This window comes from Amycolatopsis taiwanensis DSM 45107, assembly GCF_000519205.1.
In the GTDB taxonomy this organism is placed as follows: Bacteria; Actinomycetota; Actinomycetes; order Mycobacteriales; family Pseudonocardiaceae; genus Amycolatopsis_E; species Amycolatopsis_E taiwanensis.
In genome coordinates, this window is record NZ_JAFB01000024.1 from 1 (window position 1) to 18,754 (window position 18,754).

An 18,754-nucleotide genomic window follows, 5' to 3' on the forward strand; every position below is an offset into this window, starting at 1 on the left:
CAAGCAACGCTACCGCAGAAACAACAAGTGGTGTTCAGCACCGAACGGAGTGACACTCTTCGATCCCATATCGATGAAAATCGAACGCCACACCTGGCGCGGGAGCAAGATCGCCAACCCGTGGACCCACGCACTCCGAAACACCATCGCCTGACCGACTCGTGGAGAGCCGGATGCCGGGAAACTGGCACGTCCGGTTCGGCGGAGCGGCACGGGGAAACGACCCGGCGAAAACCGGGAACCGCGCCCCGTGCCGACTCCAACGACGTCGCCGGATGGGACTTCCGCTTCGATGGAGCGACAGGCGAACTGAAGGTGACCACTCCGACCGGACGCTGCCACACCACCCAACCCGAACCCATCCTCAAACCCGACGTCAGAAAATCTGACGAATCCACAAAGGATGATCAACAACCCGACGACACCCAGAAGCCACCATTCTGAACCCAACACACCAAGTGGAGCTGCCCTAGTAAGCCGGACTTCGTGATCGGTGCTCGTGAGCAACGCCAATACGCTGGAACCGCGGGCTGGATCGAGAACTCGCAGGTCACGGTGTATCTGACGTATGCCCCGACAAGGGGGCACGCGTTTATCGACCGGGCCCTGTATCTGCCGAAATCCTGGACCAGCGACCGCGATCGCTGCGCCGCGGCTGGGATCATCAGGCTTGAGTGCAGCGACTCCTTGTCACAGGCGGATTGACTGTGCGGCGCAGAGCGGAAGTCAGATCGTGAGGTCACCTGGCCAAATGCGTTTTAGCGTGGAATCGCACCTTGCAGAATTCGCTCCCATTCACGCCGATCGCGGGACGACCTCGGAGTAAATTCTCGCAAAACCTCGACCTCGCCCAGAGAACCGAGCGTCCGCGCTGACGCGATCCGCGTGTCTCGGAGAGGATCGTGTAGAAGTTCTACGAGCACGTCCCGGATAGGATGCGAAAGCACAGCATTGCGTAGTCCTGCGTTGCCGAGCCGGCGAACAGCCTCCACGCCGAGCCTGCGCACAGTGGGGTGGGAATCCTTCAATGCCTTCGTCAACGGCTCAAGACCGGCAACCTCTCCAGCGTCACCGAGCCCTGTCGCCGCTTGCTGCCGCACAGGCCAGCCCAGCACGTCACGCTGCCGCTGAAGAGCCACCGTAAAGCGCACCAGACCGGGTCAGTTCCGGAACCCGCGTCGAGTGGCAGAGGCGATCACGAGGGCCGCGATGGCGAGGGCCGCTGCGAGCCACGGGAGCGGGGCTGCGTCCCCAGCCAGGTCGAGCGCGGCCCCGCCAAGGTACGCGCCCGCAGCGATGGCGATGTTCCAGACTGTGATGGTCAGCGACTGAGCCACGTCTGCGTCGAGGCCCGCCACCCGCGCCGCCGCGGCTGGGAACATCGTCGGCGCTCCGCCGAAAGCCAGGCCCCACACCGCGATCGCGATGAAGAGTACCCCTGGCACCGCGCCGATCAGCGCTGCCGCGATGGCGATCGCCAGCGTCGAGGTGAGCACCAGCGGGCGCAGCCGGCGGTCGATCGTCGCGCCGACGATCCAGATGCCGAGCACCGAGGCGACCCCGAAGACCAGCAGGGCCGCGCCGAGCAACTCGGCCTGCCCGCCGGCCGCGAGCACCGGACCGATGTAGGTGTAGAGAGTGTTGTGCCCGAGGACCAGCGTGAACGTGGTAACCAGCACGGCCGGGAATCCTCGCGTAGCAAGGACAGCCCGGATATTCGCGCGGTGCTCCGCCGGTTGACCCGGCAATGGCGGGACCTTCCAGAGCACCCAGCCGACCAGCGTCGCGGTGATGACGGCCATTGCGCCGAAGGCGTAGCGCCACCCGATCAAGTCCCCGAGCATGGTCCCGGCCGGCACTCCGATGGCGAAGCCGATCGGTGTGCCCACCATCGCGATCGCCAGCGCGCGTCCCGCGCGCTCCGCCGGGACGATCCTCATCGCGTAACCGGCGATCATCGACCACATCACCCCGGAGACCGCGCCGGCCAGCACCCGCGCCACCAGCGTCAACGGGTACCACGGTGAGATCGCGGTGGCGCCGTTGACCACGGCGAACCCGAGGATCAAGCCGAGCAGCAGGGTGCGGCGCGGCAGCTGCCTGGTCAATGCCGTCAGTGGTATCGACGTCACGGCGGTGCTGATCGCGTACACCGACACGAGTTGACCCGCCTGCGACTCCGAAACCCGTAGATCGCTGCTCATTCCCAGCAGCACTCCAGCGGGCAGCGTTTCGGTAAGGCAGCCGATGAACACCACGGTCGCAAAGGCCGCCAAGGCCCCGATCGGCAGTTGTGCGCTCGAACCCGCCTCGTCGGTTCCGTCTTTCAAACGCATGGCCCAACCCTGAAGCCCTCACATAAGTGAGAGGGCAAGCGATCTGTGCGTGATGTGGAACACCGAGCGGGGTGTGGACAATGGGCTTATGCGGATCGGGGAGCTGGCGGAGCGGACCGGGGTGTCCGTCCGGTTGTTGCGGTACTACGAAGAGCAGGGACTCATCCGGCCGGCCCGGGACGACCTCGGGCACCGCGCGTACACCGAAGGCTCGGTGGACCGGGTGCAGAAGATCCGTGGCCTGCTCGACGCCGGGATCCCGACCCGGATCATCCGCGACATCCTGCCCTGCCTGGACAAGCCCGGCGCGATCCACATGCGCATCGTCGCCCCGGAGATGCTCGCCAACCTGGAGCAGGAACGGGCGAAAATCCAGTGGCGGATCGAAGCGCTGACCGCGAACCGGGACGCTATCGACGATTACCTGGCGCAGGCCAGGCCACGGCTGCGCCGCGAATAGTCCACTGTGGAAACTACGCGGCCCGGCGCGCGGTGATCCACAGCGTCGGGCCGGTGCGGTGGGTGTGCACGGTTGCGGCCCCGGCGGCCTGCAGCGACTCGGCGACTTCGGTGGCGTCGAAAAAGGAGAGGCCGGACCGGTCGCCGATCAGCTTCGTCGCCTGGTTCAGCAGGCTGCCGCGCGGCGTGGGCACCATGACCGCCAGCCGGCCGCCGGGTGCGAGGACCCGGGTCATCCCGGCCAGCACTCGGTGCGGCTCGGGGATCAACTGCAGCGCCGCGATGCTGGTGACCAGGTCGAACGTGGCATCGGCGAACGGCAGCCGGCGCGCGTCGGCCCGGATGAACCCGACGCTGCCGGACGTTTCGGCCCGGGCTGCTCGCGCCAGCATGGGCGGAGAGACGTCGATGCCGATCGCGAGACCCGAAGGGCCGACAGCGCGACCCAGTTGGGCGGTCACGTTGCCGGGCCCACAGCCGACGTCCAGCACCCGCCCACCGGTTGGCGGACGTGCACTGGCAGGCAGCTGGAACCACGGGAGCACGCGCCGGGCGAACGACTGGAGGTGGTCGTAGGCGGCCGAACCCATGCCCGACTCCCAGAGTGACTGGATCGGGCCGGAGGACTTCTCACCCTGCGCACCGAGCAGGTCCAGGTATCCGGCACGGAACTCCGGATGCTCGGGTGGGGGCGCCAACAACGGCAGCACCCGTTCGAACACCGCAGGCACAGACTCATCGACCATCACCCGATCCTCCTCCCATCGCGCCCCTTCGGCCACACTGTCACGTTCTGTCCGCGCCGGTTCACGACAACTCTCGGGCGCCGTGGCCACCCTGCGTGATGGTGAGAAGATCGCGGACGATATGTGGGTACCAAACATTCTCCTTGCGTTGCGGCACAAGCGGTTTCGGCGGTTGTGGGTCGGGCAGGCGTTCAGCGCGCTGGGCAACGGGATCACACCGGTCGCTTTGACCTTGCTGCTGCTCGGTTCGGGCCGGCCCGCCACGCACCTGGGGTGGGTGCTCGGCGCGCAGAGTGCTGGGCTGATCCTGTTCGTGCTCGTCGGCGGGCTGCTCGGCGATCGTGTCGATCGCGTTTCCCTGATGGCCGTATCAGACGTGGTCCGCCTGGCGTCCACTCTGCTGCTGGCAATCGTCGGTCTGCACGTTGGGCTCGTCCCGCTGATGGCAATCGCGTTCGTGCTCGGCGTGGGCGGCGCGATGTTCGAACCGGCCGAGCGCGCAATGCTGCCGTCGCTGGTGCCGAACAACGAACTGCAGGCGGCCAACGGCTTAACTGGCGTCACGAACCGGATCGCGTTGATCCTCGGCCCGCCGCTGGGCGCATTCCTGGTTGCCGGTTTCGGCCCGGGAGCCGCGTTCGGCGTCGACGCCGTCACCTTCCTGATCTCCGTGATTTCCCTGCTCACTCTCCGAGAACGAGGACAGCGCCCAGCTGTCGCGCCGCACGGCCGATCGCTGCCGGCCGAAGCGTGGGAAGGAGTCCGGACCCTGCGCAAACATCCCTGGGCGGCCGCGGTGATCATTCAGGGAGCGGTTCAAGTGCTGCTCGTGCACGCCCCGCTGACGGTATTGGCACCACTGGTGCTGCGCACGCGCGGCGAACTGTCCAGCTACGGCTGGCTGCTCTCGCTGCAGGCGGTGGGCGCGGTGCTGGGCGCCCTGCTCGCCGGCAGGTGGCACCCCAGGGAGCCCGGCACGGTCGCCCTGCTGGCGATGCTTGGCGGCCTGCCGGTGCTGATCGGCCTGGTAGCCGGCTTCCCGGTGCCGGTGCTGAGCGCACTGATGATTCTCTACGGTGCGGGTGGCTCGGTGTTCGCGGTGCTCTGGGCAAGCGCCCTACAGCGGCATATCCCTAATGTCGTCCTCGCACGGGTCGTCTCCCTCGACTACGTCGGACAACTCGGCCTTGAACCCGTCGGCCTGGCCATCACGGCCCCGCTTGCAGCCATCGCCGGGATCGCGGCCACGATTTGGGCCAGCATCAGCGCATTGCTGATCACCACGGCGGCCCCCTTCGCCGTCACCGGCGTCCGCGAACTCGGTCGCGGGCCAGTTGACGACGGGCCCAGCCGCGACCTCGACGAGCGCCGGCTTTGACGTCGCCCTGTGCGCCGTTCCATAGCAAGGAGCTATCTGACCGGTGTCCTGGATGTCTTGGACGTACTGCGCGGCAGCGAGCGATACTCCACTGATACCCGGCGAGCCCGGGCGATAACTTCACGATCTCTGGGAAATAGCGGTGCGGCATTCCCCGGATCGCTATTTCCCATGCCATTTGTACAAATAACGATATTGACACGGATTTAACTGTGGGAAATGGTGTCCGGGAAAAACAGACGTAGAGTCGTGCGGCATGGCCTCCCGGTTTTCCCGAATGGCGGTGCTCGGCCTGGCCGCGGCCACGCTCGCCGCCTGCGTCCCCGTTCAGCACGTCGCCAGGAACGTGGTACACACCGACGATTTCGGCACGCCGGTGGGCACCCGCCCGGTCCAGCAAGGCGGCGACCTCGTGATGGGCCTGTCGGCGGAGCCCGACCGGCTCGACCCCACCACGTCGAGTTCGCTCTACACCCGCTACGTGATGACCACGATCTGCGAGAAGCTTTACGACCTCAATTCGGCCGGCGAAGTGGTGCCGCAGCTTGCAACGGCGCTGCCGTCGACATCCGCCGACGGGCTCAGCGTGACGATACCGGTGCGCACCGGGATCGTGTTCGCCGACGGTACCCCGTTCGACGCGCAAGCGGTCCAGACGAGCTTGCAGCGGCACTTCACGTTGAAGACCTCCCAGCGCACCAGCGAAATGGGCCCGGTCAAAAGCATCGAGGCACCCGACGCGAGCCACGTGGTGATCCAGTACAAGCGGCCGTTCGCGCCGATCACCGCGGCGCTCGCCGACCGCGCCGGGATGATCATGTCGCCGGTCGCGTTGCAGCGGGAGGGTGACAACTTCGGCGACAACCCGGTGTGCGTGGGGCCGTTCAAGTTCGTCAAACGCGTGCCGCAGACCTCGATCGTGGTGACCCGCGATCCGTTGTACTACGACGCCAAGGACGTGCACCTCGACACGATCACATACCGGATCATGGCCGATGCCAACATCCGGGCGGCGAACCTGCGCTCCGGCGACATCCAGGTCGCCGACACGATCTCACCGCAGGACGTCGACGCGCTCGCCAAGGACCCCCAGCTCAAGGTGCTGCAATCCGGTTCACTGGGTTATCAGGGCTTCACGATCAACACCGGGAACGTCGACGGTGTCGGCAAACCCACCAAACAGATCGACACGCCGATCGCGAAGGATCCACGGGTCCGGCAGGCCTTGTCGTTGAGCGTCGACCGGCAGACCCTGGTCGACACGGTGTTCAACAACTGGTTCGAACCGGCCTGCTCGCCGGTCGCGCCGCAGACCCCGTACGCGTCGCCGGCCAGCAATGCCTGCCCTGCCTTCGATCCGCAGAAATCTCGGCAGCTGCTCGCCGAAGCCGGAGTGCCGATCCCTTACGCCGTCACGATGTCGGTGACCAACACACAGGACGCGCTGAGGTACGCGCAGGCGCTGCAGGCCAGCGTCGCCGAGGGCGGGTTCGACCTCAAGATCGTGCCGGTCGAGTACTCGACCCTGCTGGACGTGCAGAAGCGCGGCACGTTCGAGACGTTGTTCCTCGGCTGGTCGGGCCGCATCGACCCGGACGGCAACATAACGCGGTTCCTCAGCACCGGTGCGGGCGGCAACTACGGCGGATTCAGCTCGTCCAGTTTGGACGACCTGCTGGCGCGCGCCGCACGCGTCACCGACCCGGCCCAGCGCGCCGATCTGTATGGCCAGGCGACGCAGGTGATCCAGCAGCAGAACCCGATCATCTACACCTACCGGCAACGGAACCTGACCGCGCACTCCACCCGCGTCACCGGCATCGAGGTGTACTCGGACGGCGTCGTGCGGCTCGGCAAGGCGGCGTTCGTCACGGACCAGAAGGGCTGACACCCCATGCTGCGTTATCTGTTCCACCGCCTGTGGCAGTCCGCCATCACCCTGATGCTGGCGTCCATTGTGGTCTTCATCGGGATCCGCGCGCTGCCCGGCGACCCGGCCACGGCGATGGCCGGTGAGGAGGCCGATCCGGCGACGATCGCCGCGGTACGCGCCCAGCTCGGCCTCGACCAGCCGCTTCCCGTGCAGTACTTCAAGTTCGTCGGGCACGCGATCACCGGTGACTTCGGCAGGTCGATCCGCACCGGCACCCCGGTGCGCGAGATGATCGGCACGACGCTGCCGGTGACCGTGCAGCTGGCGGTGTACGCGATGCTCGTCGCGGTGCTCGCCGGGTTGATCGCGGGGGTCGTCGCGGCGGTGTTCCGCGGGCGCTGGCCCGAATGGACGGCCAACGGCTTCTCGCTGTTCGCGCTTTCGGTGCCCACCTTCTGGCTCGGCATCCTCGCGGTGCTGTACCTCTCCGTGCAGCTGCGCTGGTTCCCGGCGTCGGGCTATGTGTCGCCGTTCGAGCAGCCGATGCGTGGCATCTACTACCTGACGCTGCCCGCGCTGATCCTCGGCCTGGCGCACGCGGCGGTGGTGCAGCGGCAGACGCGCGCCTCGATGGTCGACACGCTGACCGCCGACTTCGTGCGCACCGCACGGGCAAAGGGCCTTGGCCGGGGCGCGGTGATCTTCCGGTACGGGCTGCGAAACAGCCTGATCGTGGTGACCACGATCGTCGGGCTGCAACTCGGCGGGCTCATCGCGGGCGCGGTGGTGACCGAACGCATCTTCAGCCTGCCCGGCATCGGCAAGCTGACGCTGGACTCGGTGTTCACCCGTGACTACCCGGTGATCCAGGCGGTCGTGCTGGTGATCACGACGTCCTACATCGTCATCAACCTGCTGGTCGACGTGCTGTACACGGTGATCGATCCGCGAGTGCGAGTATCCGGGAGGGCGCGATGACCGCTGTCGTCGAAACTGCACCGATCGTCCGGGTACGCGGGCGCTCGCTGCGCAAGCTGTGGCGCAACCCGATGGGCGTCCTCGGCGGCGTGCTGCTGCTGATCGTGATCGTGGCCGGCGTGTTCGCCCCGCTGCTCGCGCCCTACGCGCCGGCCGAGGTGCACTTCTCGACCCCGTTCCAGCAGCCCGGGACGGTCGGATTCGCGCTGGGCACCGACGATCTGGGCCGCGACATCCTCTCCCGCGTGCTGTTCGGCACGCGGGCCTCGCTCGAAGTCGGTGCGCTGTCGGTGTTGTTCGCGGTGGTGGTCGGCGTGCCGCTCGGCCTGCTGGCCGGGTACTGGCGGTGGCTGGACGCGCTGGTGTCGCGGCTGACCGACGTGCTGCTGGCGTTCCCGTTCCTGGTGCTCGCGGTGGGACTTGCCGCGATCAACGGCGGCGGCCTCACGAACGCGGCGATCGCGCTGGGGATCGCGCAGGTGCCGATCATGACCCGCGTCGTGCGCGCGGAGACGTTGCGGCTCAAGGAGAACGACTTCATCCTCGCCGCGCACACGATGCACGCCGGGCCGTGGCGGATCCTCGGCCAGCACATCCTGCCGAACGCGCTGTCCTCGGTGATCGTGCAGGCCACGGTGATCATGCCGACCGCGGTGCTCGGCGAGGCGATCCTGTCGTTTCTCGGCCTCGGCATCCAGCCGCCCTCGCCGAGTCTGGGCATCATGCTCTCCGACGCCCAGCAGTACCTGTTCCGCACGCCGTGGCCGGGTGTCTTCCCCGGTGTGGCACTGGCCCTGATCTGCCTCGGTTTCAACCTCTTCGGCGACGCGTTGCGTGACGCGCTCGACCCGAAGACCAGCCGCTAGAGACTGTTTTGAACTGGCTTGCGTGGCGGTGAGGGTGGCGGTGCAAGCTGACGGCCCACCGCAAGCGGCTCCGCCGCTTTGAAACACCACCTAATTTAAAGGAGCTCCCGGTGACCGAAAGCCTGCTGGAGATCAGCGATCTCGAAGTGTTCTTCGGCGATGTCCCGGCCGTGCGCGGCGCGAACCTGACCATGCTGCCCGGCGAGCGGGTCGCGATCGTCGGCGAGTCCGGTTCCGGGAAGTCGACCACCGCGCACGCGATCATGGGTCTGCTGCCCGGATCGGGGCGGGTGACCGGCGGCGCGATCCGGTGGTGCGGTGAGGACATCACCGGCGCCACGGAGAAGCGGTTGCGGCGGTTGCGCGGTCGGAAGATCGGGCTTGTGCCGCAGGACCCGATGTCGAACCTCAACCCGGTGTCGCGGGTCGGCCGCCAGGTCGCGGAAACCCTTGTGGTGCACGGAATGTGTTCGCGCCGGGAGGCGCCGAAGCGGGCGATCGAGCTGCTCGGCCAGGCAGGTCTGCCGGAGCCGGAGCGCCGCGCGCGGCAGTACCCGCACGAGTTTTCGGGCGGGATGCGGCAGCGCGTGCTGATCGCGATCGCCCTGGCGTGCCGGCCGGACCTGCTGATCGCCGACGAGCCGACCTCGGCGCTCGACGTGACCGTACAGCGGCAGATCCTCGACCACCTGGACAAGCTGACCCAGGAACTGGGCACGGCACTGTTGCTGGTGACGCACGATCTCGGGCTCGCGGCCGACCGGACGGACCGGGTGGTGGTGATGTCCGAGGGCCGGGTGGTGGAGTCCGGGTCGGCGCGGCGGGTGCTGACGGATCCGCAGGAGGACTACACGCGACGGCTGGTCGCCGCCGCACCGGCGATGTCGGCACCGGGGCGAGTCCTTCCGGCCACTGTGGACGAGCCGGTGCTGGAGGTTTCCCACGTCTGCAAGGATTACCGGATCCGTGGCCGCGGCGGCGTGCTACACGCGGTCGACGACGTGTCGTTCACGATCGGCCGCGGCCGCACCACGGCGATCGTCGGCGAGTCAGGCTCGGGTAAGACCACGATCGCGCGCATGGTGCTGGGGATCGTGCCCGCGACCTCGGGCACGATCCGGCTCGACGGCGCCGAGGTGGTGGGCCTGCGCGGCGCCCAGCTGCGGGCGGCTCGCCGGGCGATGCAGCCGGTGTTCCAGGACCCGTACGCGTCGCTCGATCCGATGTGGACGGTGGAGCGGCTGGTGAGCGAGCCGCTGCGGACCTTCCGCATCGGCGACTCGGCGTCCCGCCGGACACGGGTGATCGAAGTGCTGGACCAGGTCGCGCTGCCCGCCTCGCTGGCGCAGCGCTATCCCAACGAACTCTCCGGCGGCCAGCGGCAGCGCGTCGCGATCGCCCGCGCGCTCTCCCTCGGCCCGCGGCTTGTCGTGTGTGACGAGGCGGTGTCGGCGCTGGATGTGCTGGTGCAGGACCAGATCCTGAAGCTACTGTCGTCGCTGCAGGAGGAACTCGGCCTGAGCTACCTGTTCATCTCGCACGACCTGGCCGTGGTCCGCTCGCTCGCGCATCAGGTGCTGGTGATGCGCGAGGGCCGCGTGGTCGAGCACGGTCCGGTCGACGAGGTCCTCACCTCGCCCGCCGACCCGTACACGCGCCAGCTCCTGGACGCCATTCCGGGGGCCGGCGTCTTCTCCTGACCGCTACGGCTGTCACAGGTCGAGAGGAGTCAGCACGCGGTATCAGGCCACGGTGCCGCGCAGGTGATCGCGCAGGGTCCGGGCGACGCGGGCCATCAGCACTTCGGCCTCGGGCTGGATAGCGGCCGGCACCCGGGATTCGGTGAGCACCGCGACCGCGAACATCTGCCCGTCGGCGTGCTCGACGACACCGACTTCGTGCCGCAGGTTGAGCAATGTCCCGGTCTTGGACGACCACTTCGACGCGTCGGAGCTGAAGTCCGGGGTCAGGCGGTGGCGCAGCAGGTTGAGGCTCATCAGCTCGCGAACGCGTCCGGCGACCTCGGAGTCGACTTTGGACGGTGTCCACAGCGCCTGCACCAGATCGGCGAACGACCGTGCCGAACCGGAGTTCGCCCGGGTGACGTCGAGCTGGGCGATCCGGTGGCCCTGCCCGGCCGTCACGGCGCCGATGGCCAGGGAGTGGGCCAGGTCGACGTCGGCGGTGTCGAAGCGGTCGGCGGGCGTGTCGTTGAGATCGCCGCTCAGGTGACGTACGAAGATTCCCGGTAATTCCCACTCGCCGAGCATCCGCGCGACCTCGCCGGGCGGGGTCAGCTCGAACAGCGCGTCGGCCGCGGTTCCGTCGCTGATCGCGATGGACAGGTACAGCAGGTCGTCGATGGCGATGCGGGCGGGATGCCGGAACCGGGTCAGCCCGGTCGGCCCGGGCGTGGTGATCTTGCCGGGCTCGACCTCCAGCGGGGTCGCACCATCGAGTTCGCCGCGGCGGATCCGCTCCAGCGTGGCCATGGCGAGCGGGATCTTGACCAGTGAGGCGATCGGGAACTGCAGGTCCGGGTCGATCCCCAGCTCGGTCCCGGAACGCAGCTCGCGCACCAGGAACGAACCCCGCAGCCCGCCGTCGTCCAGTTCGGCCCGCAGATCCCGAATCAGCGCCTCCGCGCTCACCTGTCTCCCTCGTTCCCGTTCGCTCCGAGGCAGCGCCCGACCTCCGCCCACAACCGGGTGCGCAGGTGGCCGGCGTCCTCGCCCAGCCCGGCCATGACGTCGAAGCCACGCGCGAGCCGGATTTCCCCGATCGGGCGCCACTGTAGCCCGAGCTCGTGAGCCTGCGCCGCCGAGCACAGCAGCAGATCCGCCGAACCGATGACGCTCGCGGCCGCCGAGGTCAGCGAGTCGGCGACGGCCACCTGCGCGGGCTGCAGGCCCACGGCGTCGCGCACCCGCAGCACCCGGTCCCGGACATGGGGCACATCGTCCTCGGGCTGGATCCAGACCCGGCGCCGCGGCGAGCCGGACCGCCCGGCCCGCAGCGTTTCCAGATGGATGGTGTGCGCCCGTGGCTTCCCGATGCCGGCCAGTCCGAGCGGGACGGTCCACACCGCATCCTCGGCCGGAACCGCCGTGATCGCGGCCCGTACCTCATGGGTGCGTACCAGTTCGGCGCGTTCGCCCGGCGGCGCCGGACGGAACTCCAGGAAGACCTCGAACTCGCGGGCCTGGGCTCCGAGTTCGGCAAGATCCCGGGTCGAGCAGGTCTCCGGCACGGCAACCAGCAGCGGCCGGAGCTTGGCCCGCTTCGCGTCGTGCTCCATCGCGTCGGCCAGATGCACGAGGCGTTTGGCCGAAGGCAGCATCTCCCGGCCGAATGGGGTGAGCCGCGCCCGCCGGGTGGAGCGGTCGAACAGGCGCTCGCCGAGGCGACGCTCGAGCGCGGCGATGCGCCGGCTGGCCACGGGCTGGGGGATGCCCGCGACCGCGGCGCCAGCGGTGAAACTCCCGGTCTCGCTCACACTCACGAACGCCCTGCAGCTGCCGACGAGGTCCACCACCTCACTATATGCGGTTTCGACATCGAAGTACTCATTTCTGTCTTGGACAGCATGAGCCGGGCCGGTGAAACTGCGGATATCCGATGACGAAAGGACTGAGATCTTGAAGGAGTCCGTACCCCCTTCCCGTCCGTCTGCCTGGCGCAGCGCGCGACTGTCTCTCGCCGCGCTGATCCTCGCGCCGCTCGCGGCCTGCTCCGGCACCGACCCGGCCCCGGCCGCCCCACCGGCCCAGGAGCCCGCTTCGGTCCAGCAGGCCGATCCGGTACCGCAGACGGCGGCCTTCGAAGAACTGGAACGCACCTTCGACGCCCGGCTCGGCGTCTACGCGGTGGACACCGCGACGGGCCGCAACCTCGCCTACCACGCCGACGACCGCTTCGGCTATGCCTCCACGCACAAGGTGTTCACCGCCGGTGCCGTTCTACAGCGGACCCCGATCGAAGGCTTGGAGCGGACGGTGACCTACGGCGCGAACGACCTCGTGCCCAACTCGCCGATCACGCAGCGGAACCTCGGCACCGCCCCGACGGCGAGCATCACCCTGCGCGCGGCCATGGACGCCGCCTTGCGCTATAGCGACAACACCGCGGACAACCTGTTGTTCCGCGAAATCGGTGGCCCGGCCGGGATGGCCGCCGCGTTGCGCGAGGCCGGCGACACCACCACCCACGCCGACCGGATCGAACCCGCGCTCAACGACCTCGCGCCCGGTGAGATCCGGGACACCAGCACGCCGCGTGCGCTTGCGGCGAGCCTGCGCGCGTTCACCCTCGGCGAGGCCCTGCCCGAGGAAAAACGGACCATTCTGACCGACATGATGCGCGCCAACGTCACCGGCGACTCGGTGATCCGGGCGGGCACGCCGGCGGGCTGGCAGGTCGCCGACAAGACGGGCACCGCGAAATACGGGACGCGCAACGACATCGCGGTCGTGTGGCCGCCGCAGCGCGCGCCGATCGTGCTCGTGATCCTGTCCGACCGGAAGGCGAAGGACTCCGACCACGACGACAAGCTGATCGCCCAGGCCGCCGCCGCGGCGCTCGGCGTCTTCCAGTAGCCGGGGAACGCCATGCCCCGGTCCCATCGCGACCGTCCGCGTCTTCGTGACCGCGGATACCGCCTGGTCACCCGCGTGCTCGCCGTCCTGCTGCTGCCGATCGCCCGGATGGCCGTGCCGCACCGGGCCCGGCACGTCGCATGCCAGTGGGCGCTCGCGGCCCGCTTTCCCGCCGAGGACCTCACCGGGCTGACACCGGCGACGCGGGCCGCGTTCACGGCGGCTCGCACGCGGGCGCTGTGGTGGTACGGAATACCGATCGGGCTGACTTCGGGATATCGCGACGCCGGGGAGCAGGAACGACTGTTCGCCGCGGAGGTCCGCCGCAGTGGCTCTCCCGCGACGGCCCGGTCGCGGACGCTACCGCCCGCCGAATCCCGGCACGTCGCGGGAACCGCACTCGACGTGCGGCCCACCGAAGGAGCGCGCTGGCTGGAGATTCACGGCGGGCAGCACCACCTTTACCGCGTCTACGAGAACGAATGGTGGCATTTCGAATACCGGCCCGAGGGCCCGCCGCCCCGCCTGCCACATCCGGGCGCGGACATCAGCGTCAGCGCCTGCCGGTAACGCACACGAAAAGGCTGCATGCCGTCTACGAGATCGTGGGCGGCATGCAGCCGGGGGAAAGGCTGAGTGTGTGCCAGTCTCTAACGCTTCAGGTATTTGAGAGTGCTGGACAGCGAGCCTGCCCAAGGGGAGGCCAGGTCCAGGCGCCTCAGTTCGTCGGCGTGCTGGACAGCCGCCAGCTCCGCCATCAACCGGGCTCGCATCCGCTCATCGTGAGCCGCGTTCGCGGCACGCAGGGCACGGCCGAGGCGGGCCTTGCGGAACGGGGTGACCCAGGACGCGCGAGCCAGGTGGGCGGCACGGCGAGCCGCCCGGTCGCGGGTACGGGCCAGGGCATCCCGCTCGTCATCACCCAGGCCGAGCCGGGACAGGAACCGCTCTTTCAGCTCACGGCTGACCCTGGACCACGTGGTGACCCGGTGGCGCGTGTGCCGGATTTCGATCCCGAGCGCCAGGTGCAGCATGATCACCCCGAGCACCGGACCCAGCGTGACCCGCGCGAGGCCGGACACCGGGCCGGCCAGGTCGAAGGCCATGTACCCGGAGGCGGCGCACAGCGCCCACAGGATCAGGCGGGCCGGGCCGGGTTTTCCACTGTGGCTCCGGATTCCGGCGCGCATGGCGAACCCGCAGGCGATCAGGGCGACCTCCACCACGGCGAACATGGTGGCCCGCTCGTAGATGTTCGTGATCCCGAGCCGGTCCCCGAAGAACCGCCACGAGGTGTCCACGGACACCAGCAGCGACATGAACGCCACGAGGTAGAAGCCGCGCGAGCCCTCCGGCGTCTTCCGGTTGGCCGGGGTGGCCGGGGCTACCGGGGCGGCGGGAGCCTCGTTGATCTGCGAAGTCTGTTCGGCGGCCGGCTGTACCTTCGCCGGCTCGGGTTTGGTGTCCGTGGCCACGTCCGCCTCATCGGTGGTACGGAGGCCGTCCAGTTCGGTGAGCATCTCCGCCGACATGCGCGGCAGCTCCCCGGTGTCGCCCAGTCCGCGCTCCTCGCGCCATTTGTCGACCTGGGTGGACACGTAGGCACGCTCGCGTTTGGGGTTGGTTACCACGCCGTACGTCATCAGAAAGGCCAGCACGTCCGATGTCGACGGATGGACCAGGGCCTCACAGGCGTAGCGGATCCTCTCGTCCACAGTGTTCAACATGGCCAGGCGGGCGGCATGGGCCGCGCTGCTGAGGACGTCCGCGGAAGCAGCCCGCTGGTCGCTCTCGGTTTCCATTTAGTTATCCCTGCTGTTCGAGTGCTCGGGCGAATCCTTCGGGGTGACCGCCAGCGACCCGCAGCGCCGTGACATCACCGACTGCGGGAGTCGTCGGCTGACGCGCGCAGTGTAGCGGCGATCAGCGGCCTCTCCAGCCCCAACCATGATATTGGTCGAGACGTGTCAAGCTCGAAGTGGTATGAGTGACTCGTTACTGTCGAAATCCGGCATGAACTCCTCACTCATGCACACTCTCTATGCAGGATCGTGATCATAGTCGGTCGATACTCGCTCGAGGTGAGGGCTTCCCGCGTGGGGGCATTCGGGCGGTTTGATCCACTGAGCATAGTGGTCTGGCAGCTGATCGTCCGACTGCATCTGCTGACCTGGTCAGGGGTAGCTGGATCACCGAATTCCGGTTGCGGGCGGTACACGGAGACGCGGGATCCTGACCCGGCGGTGAATTAGATGCCGGTGTGGTCCGCGGGTTCGGTCTCCAGTTCGAACCCGGCGAGCCGGCCATGGAGTTCGGCCTGCCCGATGTAGCGCGGGTTAGTCGAGCCTGCCCGCTCTCACCGAACGTGAAGTGGTCGTCAGGCCGACTGGTTCGTACCGCCCAAGGCCCGCCAGGCCAGTTTCGCGGCGCGTTCCGGCCAGTTCTTCGGCGGCCGGTCCGTGGCCAGCGCCCGGGCGTACCAACTGCCGGTGCACAGCGCCACGCCGACCTCCAGATCGGCGTCCGGGTCGATCAGCCCAATCCGTTGCGCGGCACGGAAGATCTCCCGTAGCCGGCGCCGGCGGGGGGCGATGACCCGGGCCCGGTACCCGGCCAGCACGTCCGGATCGGTGGTCTCCTGGAGCATCGTGCCGACCAGCGACATCCGGCCCGGCCTGGACACCGCCCGCGCGAAGTCGGTCAGTTCGGCCACCAGCGCCGCGAACGGGTCGTCGACTGTCCGGGCCGGGGTGTCCTCCGCCAACGTGCCGACCACGGCCGCGGCCAGTTCGGCCTTGCCCGGCCACCGCCGGTACAGCGCCTGGCGGGTGGTGCCCGCCTCCTCCGCGACGGCGGCCAGCGACATCCGCTCGTACCCGTAGGCGGACAGGTGCCGCCGCGCGGCGGCCAGTATCCGCCGGTCGATGCCGGTGTCCCTGGCCCGGCCGGATCTTGTCATGGCCACCTCCAATACAACTCTGTATTGTATTGAAGCATGGTTGTTGAGTACATCCGCTACACCGTCCCCATCGAACGGGCCGCCGAGTTCGAGCAGGCATACCAGACCGCCTCCCAGGTGCTGGACACCGACCCGCACTGTCTCAGCTACGAGATCGCCAGGGGCATCGAGGAGCCGCAGAACTGGGTGGTGCGCATCGAGTGGGATTCGGTCACCGGCCACGAGCAGGGTTTCCGCACCAGCCCCGGGTTCGCCGAGTTCTTCGCCGCGGTGCGCCCCTTCTTCGACGAGATCCAGGAGATGAAGCACTACGACGTCTGCCAAGCAGCACCGGAACGGAGTGCAAATGGCTGACGGCACCCCCACCATCTACGACTGGGCCGGTGGCTCGGCCGCGCTGAACAAGCTCACCGAGGTCTTCTACGGCCACGTCCTCGCGGACCCGATCCTGGTTCCGCTGTTCGCCGGGATGGCCGACGACCACCCCCGGCATGTGGCCATGTGGCTGGCCGAGGTGTTCGGCGGACCGGCCGGCTACAGCGAGACCCGCGGCGGGCATCCGCACATGGCCCGCATGCACCTGGGCCGGCGCATCACCGAGCAGCAGCGCCGTCGCTGGGTGGAACTGCTGATGGACAGCGCGGACGAGGTCGGCCTGCCCGACGACCCGGAGTTCCGCGCGGTGTTCAGCTACTACATCGAGTGGGGCACCCGGATGGCGCTGGTCTACTCCGGCGACAACCCGCCACCCATCGACGCGGCCGAAATGCCGCGCTGGACCTGGAACCAGACCCCGCCGTACCAGCCGTGAACACGAATCGGCGCGCCACGAAAGCGGGGCGCCGATTCGACCGTCCTCAGTGGATAGCGCCTTATCGGAGTTCGCTGTTGCGAGTCTCGGGGAGGGTGAGTATCACGAAGAAGGCGATCGCCGCCGCGATCGAGACGTACCAGAAGAACAGCGACGACGCCCCGGCGGCCGACAGCGCGCTGATCACCAGCGGTGCCGTACCACCGAAGATGGCCACGGTCAGGTTGTACCAGGCGCCGATACCCAGTCCCCGCAGCGAAGTCGGGAACAGCTCACTCATGATCGCGGGAGCCAGCGACGACATCGCCGCGTAGAGCCCAAGCCCCACGCAGAAGGCGACGATCAATCCGCCGAGGCCCGGCCGGACCAACATGGACAGTGGCACGGTCAGGATCGTCATCGCCGCCGCCCAGACCAGAAGCTGCGGTTTGCGGCCGATCCGGTCCGACAGTGCACCGAATGGGTACTGCAGTGCGACGAACAACGCTGTGCCGACCGACAGCGCGAGGAACACGTCCACATCGCTGGCGTGCCGGGTCTTCACCGCGAACGGGGTCAACGCGCTGAAGAACGTGTAGTAGCACAGCGTCGACAGCATCGTGAACCCGACGAGTTGAGCGACCGCCTTCGGGTGGTGCCGCAGGGTCGCCAGCAGGGGCCGGCGCACGCGCCGGGCCGCCGACTTGTTCTGCTCGAACTGTTCGGTCTCGGAGAGGCTGCGCCGCAACCAGAGCCCGATGATGCCGAGCACCCCGCCGATCAGGAACGGAATCCGCCACCCGTAGGAGTTCATCGCCGCCTTGTCCATGGTGCGGGCAAGCACGAATCCCAGCACCGAGGCGAGGAGCACCGCGGAGCCGGTCGAGATGTAGAAGAACGACGAGTACCGGCCACGCCACCGCGGCGGCGCGATCTCACCGAGGTACGCCGACGCGTTCGACACCTCGCCGCCCAGCGACAGGCCCTGCGCGACCCGGGCGATCAGCAGCAGGATCGGCGCGAGCCAGCCCACCTGGTGGAAGGTCGGCAGGATGCCGAGCATCACCGAGCCCCCGGCCATCAGCGTGATGGTCAGGATCATCGCCGGCTTGCGGCCCCGCACGTCCGCGAAGCGGCCCAGCAGCAGCCCGCCCAGTGGCCGGAAGAAGAACGCCAGCGCGTAGGTCGCGAAGGTGTTGATCATCGCCAGGGTGTCGTTGCCGGAGGGGAAGAACGCCGTCGCGAAGTAGATGCTGAACGTCGCGTAGACGGTCCAGTCGAACCACTCCAGCGCGTTGCCGACACTGGCCGCGAACAGCTTGCGGACCGGCAGACGATGCCGGACGTCCGAACTTGGCGCCACCTTCGACTCGGTCATGGGCTACCTCCGCGCCGTCCTTCGCTGGTGTGCGACATTGCCACACGAATCGCCGATTTGGAACCCTCGTGACAAGTCTGTGTTGGTGCCACGCGCGTTCTAGAACGGCGGTTCGTCGGGGAGTGGGTTGTCGCGAGGCTCGTGGAGTGGCTCGGATTTGCTGGTGTACTGGTCGTCGGTCGGTGTGGTGATGGTGATCTTCCCGGTGTCCTTGTCCATTGTGTACGACCAGCCGGGCAGGTCCTTGATGTGATGGTCCCGGGCGCAGAACGGAGCCAAGTTGTCGTACGAGGTTTCGCCGCCGTCGGCTTCCCATTCTTCGACGTGGTCCAACTCGCAGACCTGCGCGGGTCGATGGCACACGGGGGAGCGGCATCCGCGGTCGCGGGCATAGGC

General features: G+C 68.2%; 19 protein-coding genes and 1 pseudogene. 11 read left to right on the plus strand and 9 right to left on the minus strand.

Annotated elements, in window-relative coordinates; all coding sequences use genetic code 11:
• Positions 1–504: 504 nt before the first annotated feature.
• Positions 505–663: pseudogene (locus tag A3CU_RS0119030) on the plus strand (transposase); the annotation flags it as partial.
• A gap of 95 nt (positions 664–758) precedes the next feature.
• Here the strand turns inward: A3CU_RS0119030 and A3CU_RS55690 are convergent.
• Both A3CU_RS55690 and A3CU_RS0119035 read right to left on the minus strand, forming a co-directional pair.
• On the minus strand, positions 759–1,151 hold the full coding sequence (locus tag A3CU_RS55690; RefSeq protein WP_169739655.1) for a HEAT repeat domain-containing protein: 393 nt from the start codon (positions 1,149–1,151) through the stop codon (positions 759–761).
• A 9-nt stretch (positions 1,152–1,160) separates the two neighbouring features.
• Entirely contained in the window at positions 1,161–2,336 is a 1,176-nt protein-coding gene (locus A3CU_RS0119035; RefSeq protein WP_052371867.1) for an MFS transporter, read from the minus strand.
• 88 nt (positions 2,337–2,424) lie between these two features.
• On the opposite strand from A3CU_RS0119035, the gene A3CU_RS0119040 reads away from it, so the two are divergent.
• The gene (locus A3CU_RS0119040) at positions 2,425–2,796 is read left to right on the plus strand and encodes a MerR family transcriptional regulator (protein ID WP_027943654.1); all 372 of its coding nucleotides are present in this window, start codon (positions 2,425–2,427) and stop codon (positions 2,794–2,796) included.
• 13 nt (positions 2,797–2,809) lie between these two features.
• Here the strand turns inward: A3CU_RS0119040 and A3CU_RS0119045 are convergent, their stop codons facing one another.
• Positions 2,810–3,541 (minus strand): class I SAM-dependent methyltransferase, encoded by a 732-nt coding sequence (locus A3CU_RS0119045; protein WP_052371868.1) that lies wholly within the window; start codon positions 3,539–3,541, stop codon positions 2,810–2,812.
• 82 nt (positions 3,542–3,623) lie between these two features.
• On the opposite strand from A3CU_RS0119045, the gene A3CU_RS0119050 reads away from it, so the two are divergent.
• From A3CU_RS0119050 to A3CU_RS0119070, 5 genes are all read left to right on the plus strand, one after another.
• The gene (locus A3CU_RS0119050) at positions 3,624–4,919 is read left to right on the plus strand and encodes an MFS transporter (RefSeq protein ID WP_027943656.1); all 1,296 of its coding nucleotides are present in this window, start codon (positions 3,624–3,626) and stop codon (positions 4,917–4,919) included.
• Between the two features lie 256 nt (positions 4,920–5,175).
• Positions 5,176–6,807: an ABC transporter substrate-binding protein gene (locus A3CU_RS0119055; RefSeq protein ID WP_027943657.1), complete on the plus strand. Its 1,632-nt coding sequence runs from the start codon at positions 5,176–5,178 to the stop codon at positions 6,805–6,807.
• A gap of 6 nt (positions 6,808–6,813) precedes the next feature.
• Positions 6,814–7,770, plus strand: coding sequence for an ABC transporter permease (locus tag A3CU_RS0119060; RefSeq protein WP_027943658.1), 957 nt, complete (start codon positions 6,814–6,816; stop codon positions 7,768–7,770).
• A complete protein-coding gene (locus A3CU_RS0119065) occupies positions 7,767–8,636 on the plus strand; it encodes an ABC transporter permease (RefSeq protein WP_027943659.1) in 870 nt (289 codons plus the stop codon). Before A3CU_RS0119060 ends, A3CU_RS0119065 begins: the two co-directional genes overlap by 4 nt.
• 110 nt (positions 8,637–8,746) lie before the next feature.
• Positions 8,747–10,336, plus strand: a complete 1,590-nt coding sequence (locus A3CU_RS0119070) for a dipeptide ABC transporter ATP-binding protein (RefSeq protein ID WP_027943660.1) — start codon at positions 8,747–8,749, stop codon at positions 10,334–10,336.
• Positions 10,337–10,378: 42 nt separating this feature from the next.
• Here A3CU_RS0119070 and A3CU_RS0119075 read toward each other — a convergent pair whose 3' ends face one another.
• Together A3CU_RS0119075 and A3CU_RS0119080 are read right to left on the minus strand one after the other, a co-directional pair.
• On the minus strand, positions 10,379–11,287 hold the full coding sequence (locus tag A3CU_RS0119075; protein WP_027943661.1) for a serine hydrolase: 909 nt from the start codon (positions 11,285–11,287) through the stop codon (positions 10,379–10,381).
• Complete coding sequence (locus tag A3CU_RS0119080; protein ID WP_027943662.1) at positions 11,284–12,168, minus strand: LysR family transcriptional regulator; 885 nt, start codon at positions 12,166–12,168, stop codon at positions 11,284–11,286. Before A3CU_RS0119080 ends, A3CU_RS0119075 begins: the two co-directional genes overlap by 4 nt.
• Before the next feature lie 106 nt (positions 12,169–12,274).
• Here A3CU_RS0119080 and bla point away from each other — a divergent pair, with 106 nt between their 5' ends.
• Together bla and A3CU_RS0119090 are read left to right on the plus strand one after the other, a co-directional pair.
• Positions 12,275–13,231 (plus strand): class A beta-lactamase, encoded by a 957-nt coding sequence (gene bla, locus A3CU_RS0119085; RefSeq protein ID WP_052371890.1) that lies wholly within the window; start codon positions 12,275–12,277, stop codon positions 13,229–13,231.
• A 12-nt stretch (positions 13,232–13,243) separates the two neighbouring features.
• The gene (locus A3CU_RS0119090; protein ID WP_027943664.1) at positions 13,244–13,801 is read left to right on the plus strand and encodes a D-alanyl-D-alanine carboxypeptidase family protein; all 558 of its coding nucleotides are present in this window, start codon (positions 13,244–13,246) and stop codon (positions 13,799–13,801) included.
• Between the two features lie 80 nt (positions 13,802–13,881).
• Here A3CU_RS0119090 and A3CU_RS0119095 read toward each other — a convergent pair whose 3' ends face one another.
• Positions 13,882–15,033 carry a hypothetical protein gene (locus A3CU_RS0119095; protein WP_027943665.1) on the minus strand — a complete coding sequence of 384 codons (1,152 nt, stop codon included), beginning with the start codon at positions 15,031–15,033 and terminating at the stop codon, positions 13,882–13,884.
• A 575-nt stretch (positions 15,034–15,608) separates the two neighbouring features.
• On the minus strand, positions 15,609–16,190 hold the full coding sequence (locus A3CU_RS0119100; RefSeq protein WP_027943666.1) for a TetR/AcrR family transcriptional regulator: 582 nt from the start codon (positions 16,188–16,190) through the stop codon (positions 15,609–15,611).
• A 36-nt stretch (positions 16,191–16,226) separates the two neighbouring features.
• Between A3CU_RS0119100 and A3CU_RS0119105 the strand changes: the two genes are divergently transcribed.
• Together A3CU_RS0119105 and A3CU_RS0119110 are read left to right on the plus strand one after the other, a co-directional pair.
• Positions 16,227–16,544 (plus strand): antibiotic biosynthesis monooxygenase family protein, encoded by a 318-nt coding sequence (locus A3CU_RS0119105; protein WP_027943667.1) that lies wholly within the window; start codon positions 16,227–16,229, stop codon positions 16,542–16,544.
• Positions 16,537–17,001 carry a group II truncated hemoglobin gene (locus tag A3CU_RS0119110; RefSeq protein WP_043841696.1) on the plus strand — a complete coding sequence of 155 codons (465 nt, stop codon included), beginning with the start codon at positions 16,537–16,539 and terminating at the stop codon, positions 16,999–17,001. Before A3CU_RS0119105 ends, A3CU_RS0119110 begins: the two co-directional genes overlap by 8 nt.
• A 61-nt stretch (positions 17,002–17,062) precedes the next feature.
• Here the strand turns inward: A3CU_RS0119110 and A3CU_RS0119115 are convergent, their stop codons facing one another.
• Entirely contained in the window at positions 17,063–18,358 is a 1,296-nt protein-coding gene (locus A3CU_RS0119115) for an MFS transporter (RefSeq protein WP_027943669.1), read from the minus strand.
• A gap of 99 nt (positions 18,359–18,457) precedes the next feature.
• On the minus strand, positions 18,458–18,721 hold the full coding sequence (locus A3CU_RS0119120) for an HNH endonuclease signature motif containing protein (protein ID WP_043841698.1): 264 nt from the start codon (positions 18,719–18,721) through the stop codon (positions 18,458–18,460).
• Positions 18,722–18,754: the final 33 nt, after the last annotated feature.

Coding starts and splice junctions, on each gene's coding strand:
- A3CU_RS0119115 (WP_027943669.1), bottom strand. CDS start 18,358: ATGACCGAGTCGAAGGTGGCGCCAAGTTCGGACGTCCGGCATCGTCTG.
- A3CU_RS0119060 (WP_027943658.1), top strand. CDS start 6,814: ATGCTGCGTTATCTGTTCCACCGCCTGTGGCAGTCCGCCATCACCCTG.
- A3CU_RS0119045 (WP_052371868.1), bottom strand. CDS start 3,541: ATGGTCGATGAGTCTGTGCCTGCGGTGTTCGAACGGGTGCTGCCGTTG.
- A3CU_RS0119065 (WP_027943659.1), top strand. CDS start 7,767: ATGACCGCTGTCGTCGAAACTGCACCGATCGTCCGGGTACGCGGGCGC.
- A3CU_RS0119100 (WP_027943666.1), bottom strand. CDS start 16,190: ATGACAAGATCCGGCCGGGCCAGGGACACCGGCATCGACCGGCGGATA.
- A3CU_RS0119055 (WP_027943657.1), top strand. CDS start 5,176: ATGGCCTCCCGGTTTTCCCGAATGGCGGTGCTCGGCCTGGCCGCGGCC.
- A3CU_RS0119095 (WP_027943665.1), bottom strand. CDS start 15,033: ATGGAAACCGAGAGCGACCAGCGGGCTGCTTCCGCGGACGTCCTCAGC.
- A3CU_RS0119035 (WP_052371867.1), bottom strand. CDS start 2,336: ATGCGTTTGAAAGACGGAACCGACGAGGCGGGTTCGAGCGCACAACTG.
- A3CU_RS0119105 (WP_027943667.1), top strand. CDS start 16,227: ATGGTTGTTGAGTACATCCGCTACACCGTCCCCATCGAACGGGCCGCC.
- A3CU_RS0119090 (WP_027943664.1), top strand. CDS start 13,244: ATGCCCCGGTCCCATCGCGACCGTCCGCGTCTTCGTGACCGCGGATAC.
- A3CU_RS0119110 (WP_043841696.1), top strand. CDS start 16,537: ATGGCTGACGGCACCCCCACCATCTACGACTGGGCCGGTGGCTCGGCC.
- A3CU_RS0119040 (WP_027943654.1), top strand. CDS start 2,425: ATGCGGATCGGGGAGCTGGCGGAGCGGACCGGGGTGTCCGTCCGGTTG.